Source organism: Corynebacterium sp. MSK122, assembly GCF_030229435.2.
Classification (GTDB): Bacteria; Actinomycetota; Actinomycetes; order Mycobacteriales; family Mycobacteriaceae; genus Corynebacterium; species Corynebacterium marquesiae.
The window spans coordinates 1-17,895 of record NZ_JASPHV020000026.1 but is presented as its reverse complement, the minus strand read 5'-3'; the positions used below and the strand labels follow the sequence as shown (position 1 = coordinate 17,895).

Genomic DNA, 17,895 nt, shown 5'->3' with positions numbered 1-17,895 from the left:
TCTCCTTGGGAAATCTAGTTTGTTCGTGCGGTCGCATTAAAAACCGAACCGAGCTGCACCTATTATAGGTGCTACCACCCGATTCGGCTTAATTTGGCGAACCCACGGGACGCTTTAGCGCTCGTTACGTGGGGTAACCTTGCGCAAAGTCTCGCCGGTGTAAATCTGGCGCGGACGGTTGATCTTGGTGTTGATCTCCAGCTGCTCGCGGTACTGTGCAATCCAGCCTGGCAGGCGGCCGATGGCGAAGAGGACGGTAAAGAAGTCCGTCGGGAAGCCCATAGCGCGGTAGATCAGGCCGGTGTAGAAGTCCACGTTCGGGTAGAGCTTGCGGGAGACGAAGTAGTCGTCATTCAGCGCAATGTCTTCCAGCTTCATGGCCAGATCCAGCATTGGGTCGCCGCCCAAGTGATCGATGATCTCGTGGGCAGTCTCCTTGACGATTGCCGCGCGTGGGTCGTAGTTCTTGTACACGCGGTGGCCAAAGCCCATGAGGCGAACGCCCTTTTCCTTATTCTTCACGCGGTTCATGAAGTCGGTAGCGTCACCATCATGGTTGTTCTGGATATCTTCCAGCATCTCCAGAACGGCCTGGTTTGCACCACCGTGCAGCGGGCCGGACAGAGCGTTAATGCCGCCGGCGATGGAGACAAACATATTAGCCTGAGCGGAACCAATCATGCGCACCGTGGAAGTGGAGCAGTTCTGCTCATGGTCAGCATGGAGGATAAGCAGCTTATCCAGGGCCTTAGCTACAACCGGGTCAACCTCGTACTCCTCGGTTGGGTAGCCGAACATCATGCGCAGGAAGTTCTCGCGGGCGTTCAGGCTGTTATCCGGGTACATATAAGGCTTACCCTGGGAAGCGCGGTAAGCATATGCAGCCAGCATTGGCACCTTAGCCAGCAGGCGGACGGTGGCCTTATCCAGCTGCTCCGGGTCCAGCGGGTCAAGCTGATCCTGGTAGTACGCGGAAAGAATGTTAAGGGAGGAAGCCAGCACGGCCATTGGGTGCGCGTTGCGCGGGAAAATATTGAACGCGGCCTTGAAGTCCTCATCCAACAGGGTGTGGTGGCGGATTTCGCGGTTAAAGTGGCTGAGCTCTTCCTCGTTAGGCAGATGACCCTTGATCAGCAGGTAGGAAACCTCGTTAAAGGAAGCGTTTTCCGCCAGGTCCGCAATATCGTAACCGCGGTGGCGCAGGATACCCTCTTCACCATTAATGAAGGTGATCTTGGACTCGGTGGAACCGGTGGAGGTATAACCAGGGTCGAAGGTAACGAGCCCGGTCTCGTTACGGAGCTTGGAAATGTCAAAGCCGGAGTCACCCTCGGTGGACTGCTTGATGTCCATCTCGTACTCGCCGCCTGGGTACTGGAGCACTACCTTGTTGTCTTCAGAAGCCACGGAAGTTCCTTTCTCTACGTGAAGAGTCACTATTAAGCACTAACTTAAGGAAGCTAGCTTGATACCTCTTCACACTTTAGCAAACTTTGTGACGCCGCCAACAGGATTGGGTCGACTAAAATAACTGCCGTTCGACCGGAACTGTTCTACACTGACATGCATGAGCACACCCGAACTTACGCTGCCTGCCGACCTCCTGCCTGCCGATGGCCGCTTTGGCTGCGGCCCTTCCAAGGTTCGCCCCGACCAGCTTGCGGCCATTGACTCCGCAGTCATGGGCACCTCCCACCGCCAGCCGGCGGTAAAGAACCTCGTAGGTTCGGTGCGAGAAGGTTTGAGCGATCTCTTCTCCCTGCCAGAGGGCTACGAAATTGTCCTTTCCCTAGGCGGCGCCACCGCCTTCTGGGATGCTGCCACCTTCGGGCTCATTGAACGTCACTCCGCCCACCTCACCTTTGGCGAATTTTCCACTAAATTTGCCAAGGCCGCCGCGGGTGCACCCTGGCTCGATGCCCCATCCATCGTGGAGTCCCCAGTGGGCACCGCACCCGACCCGCACGATCTTTCTGCGGAGGCGGACGTCGTCGCTTGGGCACACAATGAAACCTCCACCGGCGCAATGGCAGAAGTCACCCGCCCGCACCCCCGCAATGATCAGCAGTTGGTGGTCGTGGACGCCACCTCCGGCGCGGGTGGTCTGCCCGTGCACATCTCCGATACGGACGTCTACTACTTCTCGCCGCAAAAGTGCTTTGCTTCCGACGGCGGCCTGTGGCTCGCCGCCATGTCCCCCGCCGCGCTGGAGCGAATTGAGAAAATCAACGCCTCCGAGCGCTATATCCCCACCTTCCTCAACCTGCAGACGGCAGTAGATAACTCCCGCAAGAACCAGACCTATAACACCCCGGCAATCGCCACCCTGCTCATGTTGGATAACCAGCTCCAGTGGATGAATGCCAACGGCGGACTGGACGGCATGGTTGAGCGCACTACGGAATCCTCCACCACGCTGTATAGCTGGGCCGAATCCCGCCCGGAGACCACTCCCTTCGTCACGGAGCCTGCGTCCCGCTCGCTCGTGGTGGGCACCATCGACTTCGCAGAGTCTGTCGACGCCGCAGCGCTCGCCGCCACCCTGCGCGCCAACGGCATCCTAGACGTGGAGCCGTACCGCAAGCTGGGCCGTAACCAACTGCGCATCGGCATGTTCCCGGCTATTGAGCCGGCCGATATCGCCAAACTAACCCAATGCATCGACTATGTCTTGGATGCGAATTAACGCATCACCCCCCAACATGCCCCGCCGCCTCGCAGGCTGCGGGGCATTTTCACGTTATAGTTGAATGCATCACAGATTTGTCCGCCGTCGATAGGCAAAAGGAGCGCCCTATTATGCGCGAGCTGTTCCCAGTTGACAGCGAATCGACCGAAACCTCTTTGGTGCTGCGCACCGAAGACGGCGAAGAGTTTTTCCTCTCCATCACCGATGAGCTGCGCGAGGCCCTGCAGGGCGAGCCGGTAGAAACCCCGGAAGAGGAACCGGCGGCTCCGGCCATCAGCCTGGCCAAGCCCACCAAACCGGAACCGGTGGAAGAGACAAAGATCCGCCCGGCGGAGATCCAAAACCGCATTCGCGCCGGCACCTCCGCGGCGGAGTTGGCGGAAGAAATGGGCGTGACCGAATCTCGCATCGAGCCCTTCGCCTACCCGGTCATGCTGGAGCGCAACCGCATCGCGGAGATTGCCAAGCAGGCACACCCGGTACGCGAGGACGGCCCGGCCAAGCTCACCCTGTGGGAGGTTCTTGCCACCGCCTTTGCCGCCCGCGGACACTCGCTCTCCGAGTCCAGCTGGGACGCCTACCGCCACCAGGGCGAGGCCTGGATCGTGCGCGTGACGTGGAAGGCCGGCTTGTCCGAGAACGAGGCGGAGTGGTACTTCAAGCAGTCCATGTCCTCGCCTGCCACGGTGGAGGCGCGCAACTCGGTGGCCGCGGACCTGACAGACCCGGATTTCGTCCAGCCGGTGCGCTCGCTGACCTCGCTGGGCAGCGGCCGCTATGACGAAGCTATCGATGGCGATCAGCCGAGCAACGTCACCGACCTCACCGCGCCGACCACCCCTCCGGAAGAGCCGGAGGAAGAGGAGTTCTTGCAGAACCCCTCGCCGGAAGAAAAGCCCACCAAGCGCCGCCGCAAGGCTGTCACCCCGCATTGGGAGGACGTGCTGCTCGGTGTTCGCTCCAATACCAAGCGCCCTAGGGACTAATCGTGGACATCTCTCACGCAGTACTTACTCTCTGGTATATCTCTCAACCCAATGCGGAAGAGGTGTTGAAGACCGAGCCCAAGGCGGATCGCGGTTTTGGGCGGAAATTCCTCGCCCAGCTAGACCCCACCTTCCCGGTCACGCCGATTGGGCAATTCCCACTTAACCGCTCCGCGCAGACGGATCCGAACGAGTACTACATCGGCGGCTACCCCGGCATCACCGTGGTGCAAACGGTCTGCGAGGGCGATTCTGTTCTCCTTTCCCAGCTGCCAGAAACGCTCCTTAATGCGGTGCCCGCCCAGCGCGTCATCGCGCTGGCCAGCAACGAGAAAGAAGGCTATGCCGGCTTCGCCCTGTGGGAGGGCGGCGAGCTCAAGCGCTGTCTATGCGCTACCCGCGAGCACCTCTACGAGGACACCGGTCTGCCCGAGCCCTTCGAGGCGCCCTACTGGGCAGGAGAAAAGTACGAGCCGATCGGCGGGATTTCCCTCCCCTTTGAGCCGCAGGGCATCATGCAGGCAGCCCAGGAACACTGGCTCGGCATCGAGGTGGGCCATGATGGCCCGGATCTGGACGTTGTGGGCTACGCCGTCGATGGCCGCCCAGAGCCAAAGATCGACCCGCCGAAGCCCAAGCAAACCGTGGGGGAACTAGCCGCGCAGTCGGCCAATAAGCTGGGCCTGAACGACTATGACGACTACGAGGATCATAGCGCCGAGCCGGAATCCACCGGCGAGGAAATCATCTCCACCGCCAAGCACTTGGGCTCGCTCATTGGCAATTGGAGCGCTCAGACGTTTAAGTCGCTCAAGGAGCGCTGGCGCTCATAAAAAGAAATGGCGGCGGCGGTCGCCACATTAAGAGAATCCGTACCAGGGGCCATCGGTATGCGTGCGCGTATATCGGTGGCCTTCATTGCGTGTTCGGTAAGGCCAGGGCCCTCCGCACCGACGAGCATCGCCACCTTATCCAGGCCATGCATGGCCTCGGCCAAGTGCACCGCCTGGGGGTTGGGGGTTAAGGAAATGAGGGTAAAGGAGGCGTCGGCAAGCGCCTGCAAGGAACGCTGCCAGGTAGTAAACCCGCCCTCTAAATGAGCAAAGGGCAAGCGCAGCACGTGCCCCATGGACACGCGCACCGAGCGCCGGTAGAGCGGATCCGCCGCACCGGAGCCCAGCAGCACCGCGTCCACGCCCATGCCTGCGGCGTGGCGGAAGATGGCGCCGATATTCTCGTGATCACCCACGCCCTCGAGCACGGCGATGGTCTGGGCAGATTCCACGATCTCGCTCACCTCCGGCTCAGGGGCGCGGTCCGCGGCGGCGACCAGCCCGCGGTGCATATCGAAGCCGGCCACCTCCGCTAGGGTCTCGCGGGAGACCTCGTAGATGGGGCATTCCGGCTCGCCATACTCAGAAATATAGGCCTCTACCTTCTTGGGAAAGCCCACGAGGCAGCGCATGGGGAACCGGGATTCGGCCAGCCGGGAGACCACCAGCGGGCCCTCTGCAATGACGAGACCCTCGCCGGATTTATCGGATTTGTTGAGGTTCCGAATATCGTCCAGGCGAGGGTCTGTGGGGTCAGTAATCAGCATGCCCTTAGGCTAGCCGATGGCATTGGAAATCGGATCCATGCCAAAGAAAATCACGAAGAGGCCAGCCAAGAGCCACATGATCCAGTGCACGTCCTTGGCCTTGCCGGCAAAGGTGGACATAAGCGCGAAGGAGATGAAGCCCACGCCGATGCCGTTGGCAATGGAATAGGTAAACGGCATGGTCACAATGGTGAGGAAGGCGGGGATGGAGATCTCCATCTTGGTCCAGCGGATCTCGGTCAGCTGCGCGGCCATCATCACGCCGACAATGACCAGCACCGGGGAGGCGGCCTCGATGGGCACGATTTCATACAGCGGCGTCAAAAACATCGCTGCGAGGAAGAGCACACCGGTCATGAGGTTGGCCAGGCCGGTGCGCGCACCATCGGCAATGCCGGCGGAGGAATCCGCAAAGACGGTATTGGAAGAAGCAGAGCCCAGGCCGCCGGCCACGGCGCCGAAGCCCTCGACGACGAGGGCCTTCTTCATGTCGGGGAGGTTGCCGTCGGCGTCAACAAGCTTGCCCTGCTTGCCCAGGCCGGTCATGGTGCCCATCGCATCGAAGAAGTTGGTCAGCAAGAGCGTAAAAATCAGCAGCACTGTGGAGATGACGCCGATCTTGGTAAAGGCGCCCACCAGGTTCACATCGCCCACGATGGACAGATCCGGAATGCCGCCGAGCGCCTCCGGCTTCACCGGCGCGGCCATGCCCCAGTCCTCAGAGCCGGTAAACGCCTGCACGATGAACGCGATGACGGTGGTAAGGACGATGGCTATAAAGAGCCCGCCCGGCACGTTCCGGATGACCATGAAGGAACAGATAATGAGGCCAATGACAAAGACCAGCGCCGGCCAAGTGGAAATCGATCCATTAATACCCAGGCTCACCGGCACGGTGGTGTGCGCGGCGTCCGGCACACGGGTGACAAACCCACCATCCACGAGGCCAATCATGGCGATGAACATGCCGATACCCACGCCCATCGCCGCCTTCATGGACTGCGGGATGGCGTCAAAGACGGCGGTGCGGAAGCCGGAGATGGCCAGCAGGACGATGATGATGCCCTCGATGACCACCAGGCCCATGGATTCTTGCCAGGTCAGCCCGCTCGTGGCGACCATGCTCACGCCCACGAAGGTATTCATGCCCAAGCCTGCGGCCATGGCGAAGGGGTACTTGGCAATCGCACCGAAAAGGATGGACATGACGCCAGCGACCAGCGCGGTGGCGGCAGCGACCTGTGGCACGCCCAGCGCGTAGCCCTCCGCGTCCTCGGTAGTACCGAGGATGAGCGGGTTCAAGAGGATGATATAGGCCATGGCGAAGAACGAGACCGTTCCCGCGCGTAGCTCGGTTCCAATGGAGGAACCACGTTCAGAGATATGGAAGTAGCGATCGAGAGTGGCTTTCAACGCCTGCGCCTTTCACGTACAGCGAGTCTTACGCCATAAGTGTGCTGCCTTAATCCTCGATTTCAAAATCCTGGAAGATGGGTTTTTCATCATCGAAGGCCACTTCCGGGGTCTTTTCTTCCCGCACGCGCGTCTGCGAATGTGCACCGCAGCCATAGCGCGAGTGCACCACCCGGCCGTCCGCCGAGTACTCATTGGCGCAGACGCCATAGTTGTCCAACAGCTGCACATAAAACGCACAGGTGCGGCATTGCAGGCGCGCCTTGGCCGCCATATCCGTATTGGGGCCGAACTCGGTGCGCCAGCGCTTCTTGGCGTCTTCCAGGCCGGATTTAGACAAAGTTTCCCCGTCCAGGCGGGAATCATCCACGGCCGGTGGCATCAGGTCTCCGGGGCCAAGGTCACCGGGGCGCACACGGTCCTCATAGGGCACCCATTCCGGCGGCTGCAGGGCCTCCCCTCCCGGCACCAGTGCCACCTCATTGACGGTGACGTAGCGCGATCCTTCCGCGCAGGCGAGCACCGCCTGCCATTCCCAGCCAGGGTAGCCAGGCATTTCTGCTTCAAATCGGTGGGTAGCAACGTTTCGGCCCATCCCGGCGACGCCGATATGCTTGCCGACGCCCCCTTCCCCCACCTCATCCAACGCCTCGCGCGCGATGCGCACGGCGCGGGAATCGATCAATGGATTTGCTTTTCGCTTACTCACGTCCCTCATTATTCATTATGGAGCGCACGCGGTGGTACATATGGTGCATGTCGTTTCTTTCCCGCGCCGCCTGCATTCTCCTCCCCTGCACGCTCGTCGCCTGTTCCTCTACACCAGCAGAACCCGAAGTAGAACACCTCTCCGTCGAGGTTCTCGGCACCGCTTCCCTGCCGCCCAATTCCTTTACGCAGGGCCTCGAAACGGATCCGGACGGCAACTTGCTCCTGGGCACCGGCCAATGGGGAGAATCCCGTTTAGAGCGCTTCTCCCCCAAAACCGGCGAAACCTTGGCCGAAACGCGCCTGGATAACCGCTACTTTGGCGAGGGCATTACCCAAGCCGGCGATTCCATCTGGCAGCTGACCTGGAAGTCCGGCCAAGCCCTGAAATACGATCACGACCTGCGCCAGGTAGATACCGCCACCTACTCGGGCGAGGGCTGGGGCTTGTGCAATACCGGCGAGGATCTCCTCATGTCCGATGGCTCCGCGACCCTGCGGCATATGGACCCAGAGACCTTCGCGGAGCGCTCCACAACCGACGTCACCCTAGAGGGAAAGCCCCTCGAAGACATCAATGAACTCGAGTGCGTGGGCGATGCCGTCTACGCCAATGTCTGGATGGATGACAATATCTACCGCATCGATCCATCCACCGGCCGAGTAACCGCCATAATCTCCACCGACGCAATTGATAAGTCCCGCTATACCGACCCCGATGATGTCCTCAACGGCATCGCACACATCACAGGCGAGGAGTTCTGGCTTACCGGCAAGCGGTGGGAAGAACTCTTCCACGTTCGAGTAAGGTAAAGGCCCATGGCAACCCGTAAGGAAGCAAGGAAAAAGTCGCTGCTGCAGATCTTGGCCCTCATCGTGGTCGTGGCGGTCATCGTCGCCGCCGTAGTGATCTTCCAAAACTGGTGGAACCAGCGCCCGGGTCCCGATCCCCGCGACATCAAGGTCACCGCCTCCGTGGGCGATAATTCCATCGACGTCGCCCCGTACATTGCATGCGAGCCCGGCGCCGAATGCCCGGAAGGCGAGGTCCCGAACCTCACCGTGGGGGATGATGACACCCTCAAACTGGAGATCCCCGAAGAAATCTCCGATCACGAGTGGAAGATTCTTTCCATCTACGATGACCCCGCCGCCAACGATGAAACCGCGCACGGCGCAAACGAGACCACCGAGGTATCGATCCCCGGTTCGGTAGAACCCATCAAGGCCTCTACCGGCAAGCGCCCCCGCCTCAAGGTGGTAGAGATTTCCTCCATGATGATCGGCACCGATGACAACGGTGACGAAACCCCCTTGGCCACCGTGTGGTCACTTACCACGATGACCGATAAAGAACGAGAAGCCTCCGCGGAGGAATCCACGAAGGCTTCTGATTAGCTATCCAAATCCTTCGCGATTGCGCGGAGGATTTCTGCTACCTGGCGCCCAGTCTTGCGCTCCGGGTAGCGGCCGGAATTAAGCACCGGCTGAATCTGCGACTCCAGCAAGGTCATCACGTCAGAGACCATGCTGCCGAGCTCTTCCGGCTTGCGGGCCGGCGTGCGGCGACGCGGCTTATCCAATACCTTGACCCGCAGCGCCTGCGGACCGCGGCGCCCGGCCGCGAAATCGAAGTCGATGCGCTGGCCGGGGAACAGTTCCTCTACTCCCTTGGGCAGCACGTTGCGGCCAACATAGACGTCTTCATCGCCGGGGTTGCTGACGAAACCGAAACCTTTCTCGGCGTCATACCACTTCACTTTGCCAATAGGCATAGGTACCCACCTCTTCTCTAGGGGAAAATCTTTATTTTAGCTGCCTGGTCAAAACAACAGAAGTCGCGCGCTAGCGCGACACACCCGCGTTATGTGGCATAGATCACTGTTCGCCGCTCACCTGCACAAATACCCCTGCACTCGCCACATTCGCCCCATTTCTTTCCCATTTAGTGCCCATAACGTGACACTTTCGTTATAAACCGCTACGCTTTCCCCAGACACTTAAGAGCCGTTAAGAAAGTTGCCCTCGCCCGCCCTTTCTTTTTGGTACATATTCTTTGCACTTAATGCGGGCACACAGAGAGGACTAACTACATGGGACGCCACTCCGCTAAGAACCGTATGGCCGCTAAGTTCACCGCCGGCACCGTCGCCTTCGGCGCCGCCGCTGCCATCATGGTACCGACCGCATCCGCTGCCCCAGATTCCGACTGGGACCGTCTGGCACAGTGCGAGGCCGGCGGCAACTGGCACATCAACACCGGCAACGGCTACCACGGCGGCCTGCAGTTCAACCCGCAGACCTGGCAGGCCAATGGTGGCGGCCAGTTCGCTGCTACCGCTGACCAGGCTACCCGCGAGCAGCAGATTGTCGTCGCCGAGCGCGTGCTTGCTTCCCAGGGCTGGGGCGCATGGCCGGCTTGCTCCGCTTCCCTTGGCCTGAACTCCGCTCCGACCCCGCGCACCGCTCCGTCCGCTGCTCCTAAGGCTCCGGCCCAGGCACCGGCTCCGGTCAAGCAGGCTGCCGCTCAGAAGTCCGACGAGCTGGCCGTTGATGCTCTGTACAACACCATCAAGAATGCCGCTAACTCCTACGGCCTGGCTCTGCCCCCGCAGTTCACCGAGCTGTACAAGGCTAACCGCCACGACTTCAACAACTTCTACTCTGCCAACCGCAACGTCATCGACCCGATTGCGCAGATGATTGAGAACATCACCCGCTAAAACATAGCGATAAACGGGCCCCTTTGCAGTAGCAAAGGGGCCCTTTTGTATGAAAGAAAAATCCCCGCACCAAGGCGGGGAAATACTCTAGCGATTGATGCGAGTATAAGGGTGAACGTAGTTCAGCTTCTCTGCCGGCATCGGCAAGATCAGATCATCGCCGTAGGGGCTGGATGCACCAGCAAAAGGCGCAGAGATTTCGGTGATTGCGTGCTCGCGATTTTCGTTCTTCGGCCAAGCCGGGGAAACGTGACCCTTCTTCTCATTCGACATAGCCCTTATTATTTCAAACCTTGCGCAAAAACGTAACTCAAACGATAACTAAACTGGGGTGACATCATGACTCAGTCTTCCCACCTCCCGCATTTCCGCACGTGGCTCGCCTCCCTTGAGGAAGAAGAGCTGGCCACCATCCTCCGCAACCGGCCGGATGTGCTCAATCCGCTACCCCCGAGCATCGCCGCGCTCGCTACCCGCCTGCTACTGCGCACTTCTATCGCGCGGGCGCTCATGAACTGCACTGCACGGCAGCTTGCGGAAATCGAAGCCATCGCGCGCCGCGGAGGAGAACTCGAAGAAGTAGAAGACCTTAATCCGGACATCACCCGCCAGCTCAAGGAGCGCGGCTTGGCCTACGGCAACATCCTCATCCCGCCCGAGGTCATGCCTGCCCTTCCCACGGGCTGGTCCCTCCTCGACCAGGTCCAGGTCAGCCCGGAGGACATCACCGAGCTGCCGGACGAAGAACGGAAGGTTCTCGAGACCCTGTCGCGTTCCAATGGCCTGGGCACCACGCGGGATGCGGCCATCGATGCGGATCCGGCCCGGCCGATTCCGCGGCTCATCGCCAAGCAGCTGCTCCAGCGCGTGGACGCCACCACCGTCCGCCTGCCTCGCGCCGTACACCTGGCGCTCAACGGCAAGCCCACCGCCCCAATCCCAATAGAGGGGATCACCGAATCCCCCGCCCCGGATCCCAAGGCCGATGATGCCGGTACTGCGGCCGGGCTTTCCGCCGTGCGCGGCATGCAGCGCGTCATTGACGCCCTAGGCGCGCGGCCGATAGAACTGCTCAAGGACAAGACCGTCGGCGTTCGCCAGCTCACCAACCTGAGCAAAACTCTCCACGTCGATGAGGAGGAGCTACGCCGCCTCATCGGCCTGGGCATAACCGCCCGCCTGCTCAGCCGCGGCGAGCCGAAAAACTTCGACGGCAATTTCCTCGCGCCAACGGAGCTCGCCCAGGCTTGGCTCGATGCGAACCTCGCAGAAAAATGGCAACTTCTGCTCGAGGCTTGGACTGCCTCCCCATGGACAAGGGAAGGCCGCACGCTAGCGCACACCAATGATCGGCTGCCGGAATTTAGACAAAAAGTCCTGCAGGTCTACCTGCGTGGGGGGAAACCCACCTTCGAAGAATCCCTACGCTTCCACTTTCCGCTCTTTGCCACCCACACTTCGGACGAGACCATCGCCGAACTCCGCGCGGAAGCCGAGTGGATCGGTGCCATTGCCCTCGAGCGCCCCACCAGCGTGCTTATCGACGGCCCCGACGCCGCCGCCCGCCTGACCCCCGACACCGTCGACTACTTTCTCATCCAAGCGGATATGACCGTATTGGTTCCCGGCCCGCTCGATCCGGAGACCCACCAGCAGCTCGAATCAGTCGCCGACCTCGAGTCTCCCGGCCTGGCCAGCGTCTATCGCATCTCGGATGCTTCCCTGCGTCGCGGTCTGGATCGCGGCATGACTGGGGAGGAAATCCAGGCCTTTTTCGCCGCCCACGGGGAGGTGCCGCAGACGCTGGAGTTCCACATCGGGGACGTCGCCAAGCGCCATGGCACCCTGCGCTCTGGCCCGGCGCTGTCCTACCTGCGCAGCGAGGACCCGGCGCTCCTCCAGATTGCGCTCAAGGCAGCGCCCTTGCGCCTGCTCGCGCCCACCGTCGCGGTGTCCCAATTGCCGGTGCACAACCTACTGGAGCGCCTGCGCGAGCACGGACTCTCTCCCGCTGCTGAGGACGAAAGCGGCGCCAGCCTTAACGTCGCGCCCGAACCCGCTACACTGCCGACGCCCACCGCCCGCCGCGCCACCACTTCTCCGGACATTGCGAAGGCGATGCGCACCCTGCGCGACGACGCCGGGCCTTCCACGCCCAGCCTCGATATAGTCCACGCCGCCGCGCGCACTGCCCGGCCGATCACCATCGGGTATGCCGACAAGAACGGCAACGAAAAGAAACGCACCGTCACCCCGCTGACCGTGGCGGGCGGGCAAATCGACGCTCGCGCGGCCGATGGCTCTACCATCCGGTTTCCCTTGCACCGGATCACCTCCGTTACGCTGGAGCCATGAATGGACCATTGATTGTGCAGTCGGATAAGACCGTCCTGCTCGAGGTGGATCACGCCCAGGCCGCCGAGGCCCGCGCCGCGCTCGCTCCCTTTGCGGAGCTCGAGCGCGCCCCCGAGCACGTGCACACTTACCGCATCACCCCGCTCGCGTTGTGGAATGCCCGCGCGGCCGGGCACGATGCCGAGCAGGTCGTCGACGTCCTGGAAAACTACTCCCGCTTTCCAGTCCCCCAAGCCCTGCTTGTCGACGTCGCCGAAACCATGTCCCGCTACGGCCGCGTCTGCCTCCACGCCCACCCGGCCCACGGCCTCATCCTCGAGTCCGATGAGCCGCCCATCCTCGAAGAACTTACCCGCGGCGCTACCGGAAAACTCCTCGGCGCGCGCATCGACGAGCATTCCATCGCCGTCCCGCCCTCCGAGCGCGGCCGCCTTAAACAAGCCCTCCTCAAAGCCGGCTGGCCGGCAGAAGACCTCGCCGGCTACGTCGATGGTGAGTCCCACCCCATCGCCCTCAATCACGACGGCTGGCAGCTGCGTGATTATCAGCAGTACGCCACCGAGGCCTTTTGGTCCGGCGGCTCGGGCGTCGTCGTACTGCCGTGCGGCGCCGGCAAAACCATCGTCGGCGCGGCTGCGATGGCCAAGGCGGAATCTACCACGCTCATCCTGGTCACCAATACCGTCGCCGGCCGACAGTGGCGCGACGAGCTCCTGCGCCGCACCACCCTCACCGAAAACGAAATCGGCGAATACTCTGGCGAAAAGAAGGAAATCAAACCCATCACGATCGCCACCTACCAGGTGGTCACCCGCAAAACCAAGGGCGAATACCGGGCCCTCGAGCTCTTCGATTCCCGGGACTGGGGCCTCATCATCTACGACGAGGTCCACCTCCTTCCCGCCCCGGTGTTCCGCATGACCTCGGACCTGCAATCGCGGCGTCGGCTAGGACTTACCGCCACCCTCGTGCGCGAGGACGGCCGCGAGGGTGACGTCTTCTCCCTCATCGGACCCAAGCGCTACGACGCCCCGTGGAAAGAACTCGAAATGGCCGGCTATATCGCCGCCGCCGAATGCATCGAGGTCCGCGTGGATATGGACGCCGAGGAACGCATGCTGTACGCCACCGCCCAACCTCGCGACCGCTACCGCATCGCCGCCCAAGCCGCCGCCAAGCTCCATGCGGTAGACAAGATCTTGGCCCGGCACCCACAGCAAGCGCTCATCATCGGCGGTTACGTCGACCAGCTCAAAGAACTCGGCGCGCATCTCGACGCCCCCGTTATCGACGGCTCCACCTCCACCGCCAAGCGCGAGCGCCTCTTCCAACAATTCCGGGACGGCACGCTCCCTGTACTCGTCGTATCCAAGGTGGCCAATTTCTCCATCGATCTTCCCGAGGCCGCCCTGGCCATCCAAGTCTCCGGCACCTTCGGCTCCCGCCAAGAAGAGGCTCAACGCCTCGGCCGACTACTCCGCCCGAAGGAAGAAGAGGCTCTCTTTTACTCGCTGGTCACGCGCGATAGCCTCGACGCGGACTACGCCGTGCACCGCCAGCGATTCCTCGCCGAGCAGGGATATGCCTACCGGCTTATCGACGCACTAGACTTAGAACAATGAAAATCTTCAAGTTCGACGTAGACGAGTCCTTTGCCAAGGCCAACAACGAGCTCTTGCGCGATTCCAACCGCCTTCGCATCTCCGGCCTCGTGCTGGGCATCCTGCTCATCATCGGCGGCGCGGCCATCTGGTGGGGATTTTCCTGGGGCATTACCATCGGCCTCGGCATGATCCTTTTCGGAATCATGGTAGCCATCGTCGGCTTTGCCGCCGCCCGTAAAGTCGGCACCGCCCAGCAGCTTTATGACTCCTATCCCCTTGCCCCAGCAGTCATCGCTGAGGTTAACGAGCGCGACATGGTCCTGCTCGCCTTGGTCAACACCAACGTGGATCCTTCTCTTCCTCCCCGCTGGGCTGCGTGTCTGCGCACCGTGACCGCCATTCCCGGCACCCAGCGCACCGTAGGCACCAAGGTTCCCGTTGCCGCTGTGTCCGGCCGCGCGGACAACAACCACTGGCAGCAAATCACCCCTATGCCCATTGCTTGGGGCACCCCCGACGCCGAAACCGTCACCATCGCCCGAAAGTCCATCCCCCAGGAGGAATGGCAGCGCCTCGAGCGCGCCCGCAAGCGCCTTTCTGACGTAAAGGCTACGAAGTTCGACCTCCTCGTTCTCTAAAGCTGCATTAGCTGCGTCGGGTATAGCTCTGTTTCACCGAGACCTCCTTCATCAGACCTAACTGAAACTTCCATCTCGAAACAAGGAATTGGCCGTCGTCTTTTCTCGTGCTGCGAGCACACGAGGCATGTTCAACAGCTCGGTAGCTCTCAACGAGAAACCGAGTTACGCGCTAAATATGCAGCCCTCGCAACCGCGATTAATCCGCGGGGCTTGGGGTTTATCTCTTCGCTTCATTTCTTTTTATTCGTTGTTGTTGTAGTGCGAGGTATTGGGCCCAGGTGTGGTTCCAGTGGGCTTGGGAGGTCGCTAGTGGTCCGGTGGCGTGGTCTAGTTGGTAGGTGCCGTCGTGGTGGAGCCAGGCGATGGTGCCGGTGATGGGGTCGAGGATGTAGTGGATTCTGCGGTCGGTTTTGATGTTGTGGTGGTGTTGGCAGAGGTGTACTAGATTGTCTGGGCTGGTGGGCCCGCCGTGGTGGTATTCGATGCGGTGGTCGAGTTGGCACCTGGTGGCGGGGACGGTGCAGCCGGGCCAGCGGCAGGTGGCGTCGCGTCCTTGGGTGTAGGCGCGGATGTCGGTGTTGGGGGTGTAGGAGTCTATCTCGTCGGCTTTAAGTCGGCGGATGAAGGTGTTGTCTGTGGGGGCGTGGTCGAGGTTTATCCATCCGGCACCGGGGTGAAAGACCAGGTTGGTGTTGGGGTTGGTGGTGAATGTGTTGATGGCGACGCTGGTGTGGGTGTCTTCGAGGATCAGGTCGATGAGTGCTTGTGCGGCGGTGGTTGCGGCCTGGTTGGTGTGGGCGTCGATGTGGCGGGCGATGATGGTGGCGGTGGCGCTATCGCAGGTAAGTGTGAATGTGGTGGTGTTATCTGGGTTGTAGTTGATGCGCAGTCGTGGTTGGGGTTGTTGTTCTTTGTCTTCGGGGCGCAGGTGGCAGTCGATGAAGGTGCGGATAAATCGGCGCAGATCAGCATCGGTGGGTACTGTTTGGTTGGGTGTGGTGGGGGTGAGGAAGTCTGCGAGTGCGGCGTCGATGGCTTCAAGGTGGTCTGGGTTGTCTTCAAGCCTGTTGAGTTCGCGGTCGATGATGCGCAGCTTGTTAAGGTCGAGTATCCAGTGCTGGCCTTGTACTTCGGTGACTAGGGGTAGTTGGCGCATGCGGAAGTGGGCGCGCAGATATCCGAGGAGCTTCGAGTAGGAGATGCCGAGGTCTTTGGCAAGGCTGGTCAGGCTTAGGTCAACATCCTCGTCTAGTTGGGGGAGGATGGCGCGGTAGAGGAACCAGGAGGTTTTGCGCGTATAGGTGCCGGCTTTACCAATGTGATTTCCGGGGGCGTTGGTGGTGTAGAACGCTTCCGGCACATCACCATCGTCTAGCTGGTAAGCGTCGGACTGGTCGCCGATGAGGAGGGTGTCTGGGGAGTCGAGGGTGGTATCCGGTTCGGGCGGGCTTAGTGTGACAGTCATGGACGGGGCACTCCAACAGAGAAGAACAGGATTCGTACGTGCTTTCTAACAGGTGCCCTTATAGTATCCCGAGTGAAGGACATGAGGCCTTGGTGGGGGTGTTTATGTTCGAATAGGGTGCCCTAAATCCGCAGGGATCCCCGGAGTCGCACCACACCCGCCAGCGGGGGTAAAAGGAATTGTTTAGAGTTCGTCGACGCCAGCAAGCAGGGAAAGAATCTCAGGGCAGTCGTAAAACTTCCGTTTTAGACGACCCAGGAATTCTTCAAAGGAAGTTGGTTCAGAAACCTTTTGAAGCTTTCCGAGCAACTCATACGCTTGGTCGCGACCACACTTGTTTTCCAACTGCTCCTCGACTATTCGCATTAGAATGGGAATGGTCTCGTCCGGCAAGTCCGGAAGAAGCTGTTCTACCAAGCTCCATTCAATTCCGGCGTCCGAGGCTGTTGCCCAAGCACGCTCCGGATCCTCGAGGCACAAGTACTGGAACATCGCGAGGTCCCATGGTTTATCCCGCAAGCGAGTCTGGATGAGCACGGACGCGGTGTCCCCTACCGCAGCGAAAAGGCCACGCGCAGTCGATAGCATTGGAAAACTATCGAATGCTAGACGGTGGACGGTGGGGCTACGGTCGGGAAAGTGGGCGTCGGAAAGCGCGGCCCAAAAAGTAACAATATTGAAAGTATCCTCCGTGGGCAGCGCTAGCATCGCTTTCTCTGAGTACTTATAGGCAAGCTCAAACTGACCTATCTCCGAAAGGCCGCGAATCAGCTGCTCGTATCCGTCCGTGTGAGTACGAAATACGTCCACGGCAGAGCCAGAAAGCACCGCCAACCGACGCCTCGCATACGCACCCTGCGCCCGCTCGCGGAGCTTCTTCACGCCCTCCACCCCTAAAGATTCCTCGTACTGCACGGGGTCAACATCCATTTGTTCCGCATACGGCGACTCAAGAATGCCCAAGAGCCACTGGGCCAAGTACAGCCCGTCAACCTTAGATAGTTGAGCTGCATGAGGTAGTTCCTGCGCCAAGCGCTCGGCACTCCAACGCACGGCGTAGTTTGAATCCTCAACAAGTGGCAGTAGCTGCAGAACTTCATCAACTGCGCGTTGTGCCACTGGGAAAATATCTTGAGCCTTGATTGCCTCAATTCCATAGCCGGCTAGAAGTTGCGGTTCAAAAATGGCAGCCTGGAGCAGCTCACCGATCTGCCACACCTGGTCGGCGTACTGGCTAGAATCGTAGGGGTCAGCCAAGTTTAGTCCGGAGGGCTTTACAAGGGTAATGGTTGCTTCCGCAAGCGTCTGCATTACTTCTGGCATTCCTTTAAATCCGCAAGAAACTCCTTGAGAGATTCCATGAGGTCCCATATTTGGTTCCGTTCGTCTTCAAACATGCGATCAACGAGCAAATCCACGCTGGCCAAATCATCCGGATGCAAGCTGTCCAGGTAAGCCAGCAGCTTTTCGACGCCTTCCAGGCTAAGAATTCCTTGCTCCAACTTGCCCACCACATTAGAAATTTACTTTTGGTCCATGCCGACGAGGCTAGCAAAACGTAAAAAGGGAAGGAGACGGTAGGTGGGCGGAATCAAGCGGTGGATGCGCCACGCTTGAATAGTTCGTTAAGTATTTCACGTGGGGTTGCGCCGCCGAGGATTTGTCGGGGTGTTTCGTTGAGCTCATTTTGCACCCACGCGACATGTTCGGG

At 60.5% G+C, this 17,895-nt stretch carries 18 protein-coding genes and 1 pseudogene; 9 read left to right on the top strand and 10 right to left on the bottom strand.

From position 1 onward, the window contains the following. Positions 1 to 114 precede the first annotated feature (114 nt). Positions 115 to 1,407: a citrate synthase gene (locus QP934_RS10050; protein ID WP_080970451.1), complete on the bottom strand. Its 1,293-nt coding sequence runs from the start codon at positions 1,405 to 1,407 to the stop codon at positions 115 to 117. 160 nt (positions 1,408 to 1,567) lie between these two features. Here QP934_RS10050 and serC point away from each other — a divergent pair, with 160 nt between their 5' ends. From serC to QP934_RS10035, 3 genes are all read left to right on the top strand, one after another. Continuing rightward, the gene (gene serC, locus QP934_RS10045; RefSeq protein ID WP_340419862.1) at positions 1,568 to 2,686 is read left to right on the top strand and encodes a phosphoserine transaminase; all 1,119 of its coding nucleotides are present in this window, start codon (positions 1,568 to 1,570) and stop codon (positions 2,684 to 2,686) included. Between the two features lie 113 nt (positions 2,687 to 2,799). Then, positions 2,800 to 3,675: a septation protein SepH gene (sepH, locus tag QP934_RS10040; protein WP_340419861.1), complete on the top strand. Its 876-nt coding sequence runs from the start codon at positions 2,800 to 2,802 to the stop codon at positions 3,673 to 3,675. Between the two features lie 2 nt (positions 3,676 to 3,677). Beyond that, positions 3,678 to 4,508, top strand: a complete 831-nt coding sequence (locus QP934_RS10035; protein ID WP_225747329.1) for a DUF6928 family protein — start codon at positions 3,678 to 3,680, stop codon at positions 4,506 to 4,508. On the opposite strand, the gene QP934_RS10030 is transcribed toward QP934_RS10035, so the two are convergent. From QP934_RS10030 to QP934_RS10020, 3 genes are read right to left on the bottom strand one after another with little or no spacing between them, the layout of a single operon-like run. Further along, positions 4,469 to 5,275, bottom strand: coding sequence for a TrmH family RNA methyltransferase (locus QP934_RS10030; protein ID WP_284767289.1), 807 nt, complete (start codon positions 5,273 to 5,275; stop codon positions 4,469 to 4,471). The two genes, QP934_RS10035 and QP934_RS10030, sit on opposite strands and share 40 nt — an antisense overlap. A 9-nt stretch (positions 5,276 to 5,284) precedes the next feature. Further along, positions 5,285 to 6,688 (bottom strand): NCS2 family permease, encoded by a 1,404-nt coding sequence (locus tag QP934_RS10025; protein ID WP_419127448.1) that lies wholly within the window; start codon positions 6,686 to 6,688, stop codon positions 5,285 to 5,287. A 49-nt stretch (positions 6,689 to 6,737) separates the two neighbouring features. Then, complete coding sequence (locus tag QP934_RS10020) at positions 6,738 to 7,406, bottom strand: DUF3027 domain-containing protein (protein ID WP_239274508.1); 669 nt, start codon at positions 7,404 to 7,406, stop codon at positions 6,738 to 6,740. Between the two features lie 38 nt (positions 7,407 to 7,444). On the opposite strand from QP934_RS10020, the gene QP934_RS10015 reads away from it, so the two are divergent. Together QP934_RS10015 and QP934_RS10010 are read left to right on the top strand one after the other, a co-directional pair. Further along, positions 7,445 to 8,209, top strand: coding sequence for a glutaminyl-peptide cyclotransferase (locus QP934_RS10015; protein WP_419127447.1), 765 nt, complete (start codon positions 7,445 to 7,447; stop codon positions 8,207 to 8,209). 6 nt (positions 8,210 to 8,215) lie between these two features. Continuing rightward, a complete protein-coding gene (locus QP934_RS10010; RefSeq protein WP_419127446.1) occupies positions 8,216 to 8,794 on the top strand; it encodes a DUF2771 domain-containing protein in 579 nt (192 codons plus the stop codon). On the opposite strand, the gene QP934_RS10005 is transcribed toward QP934_RS10010, so the two are convergent. After that, positions 8,791 to 9,171, bottom strand: coding sequence for a cold-shock protein (locus QP934_RS10005; RefSeq protein WP_005323875.1), 381 nt, complete (start codon positions 9,169 to 9,171; stop codon positions 8,791 to 8,793). The two genes, QP934_RS10010 and QP934_RS10005, sit on opposite strands and share 4 nt — an antisense overlap. Before the next feature lie 318 nt (positions 9,172 to 9,489). Here QP934_RS10005 and QP934_RS10000 point away from each other — a divergent pair, with 318 nt between their 5' ends. Beyond that, positions 9,490 to 10,119, top strand: a complete 630-nt coding sequence (locus QP934_RS10000) for a resuscitation-promoting factor Rpf1 domain-containing protein (RefSeq protein WP_419127445.1) — start codon at positions 9,490 to 9,492, stop codon at positions 10,117 to 10,119. 87 nt (positions 10,120 to 10,206) lie between these two features. Here QP934_RS10000 and QP934_RS09995 read toward each other — a convergent pair whose 3' ends face one another. Further along, positions 10,207 to 10,392 carry a hypothetical protein gene (locus QP934_RS09995; RefSeq protein WP_023022020.1) on the bottom strand — a complete coding sequence of 62 codons (186 nt, stop codon included), beginning with the start codon at positions 10,390 to 10,392 and terminating at the stop codon, positions 10,207 to 10,209. Between the two features lie 66 nt (positions 10,393 to 10,458). Between QP934_RS09995 and QP934_RS09990 the strand changes: the two genes are divergently transcribed. From QP934_RS09990 to QP934_RS09980, 3 genes are read left to right on the top strand one after another with little or no spacing between them, the layout of a single operon-like run. Next, entirely contained in the window at positions 10,459 to 12,474 is a 2,016-nt protein-coding gene (locus tag QP934_RS09990; RefSeq protein ID WP_419127444.1) for a helicase-associated domain-containing protein, read from the top strand. Beyond that, the gene (locus tag QP934_RS09985) at positions 12,471 to 14,096 is read left to right on the top strand and encodes a DNA repair helicase XPB (protein WP_419127443.1); all 1,626 of its coding nucleotides are present in this window, start codon (positions 12,471 to 12,473) and stop codon (positions 14,094 to 14,096) included. Before QP934_RS09990 ends, QP934_RS09985 begins: the two co-directional genes overlap by 4 nt. Continuing rightward, positions 14,093 to 14,716, top strand: coding sequence for a DUF3239 domain-containing protein (locus QP934_RS09980; RefSeq protein WP_150851107.1), 624 nt, complete (start codon positions 14,093 to 14,095; stop codon positions 14,714 to 14,716). Before QP934_RS09985 ends, QP934_RS09980 begins: the two co-directional genes overlap by 4 nt. 220 nt (positions 14,717 to 14,936) lie before the next feature. On the opposite strand, the gene QP934_RS09975 is transcribed toward QP934_RS09980, so the two are convergent. The 4 genes and pseudogenes from QP934_RS09975 to QP934_RS09960 form a co-directional block, all read right to left on the bottom strand. Next, a complete protein-coding gene (locus QP934_RS09975; RefSeq protein WP_419127442.1) occupies positions 14,937 to 16,184 on the bottom strand; it encodes an HNH endonuclease signature motif containing protein in 1,248 nt (415 codons plus the stop codon). Positions 16,185 to 16,367: 183 nt separating this feature from the next. Then, positions 16,368 to 17,495: a hypothetical protein gene (locus QP934_RS09970; RefSeq protein ID WP_419127441.1), complete on the bottom strand. Its 1,128-nt coding sequence runs from the start codon at positions 17,493 to 17,495 to the stop codon at positions 16,368 to 16,370. After that, positions 17,495 to 17,698, bottom strand: coding sequence for a tRNA 2-thiouridine-synthesizing protein (locus QP934_RS09965; RefSeq protein ID WP_419127440.1), 204 nt, complete (start codon positions 17,696 to 17,698; stop codon positions 17,495 to 17,497). Before QP934_RS09965 ends, QP934_RS09970 begins: the two co-directional genes overlap by 1 nt. Before the next feature lie 77 nt (positions 17,699 to 17,775). Next, positions 17,776 to 17,895, bottom strand: a pseudogene (locus QP934_RS09960) (IS30 family transposase); the annotation flags it as partial.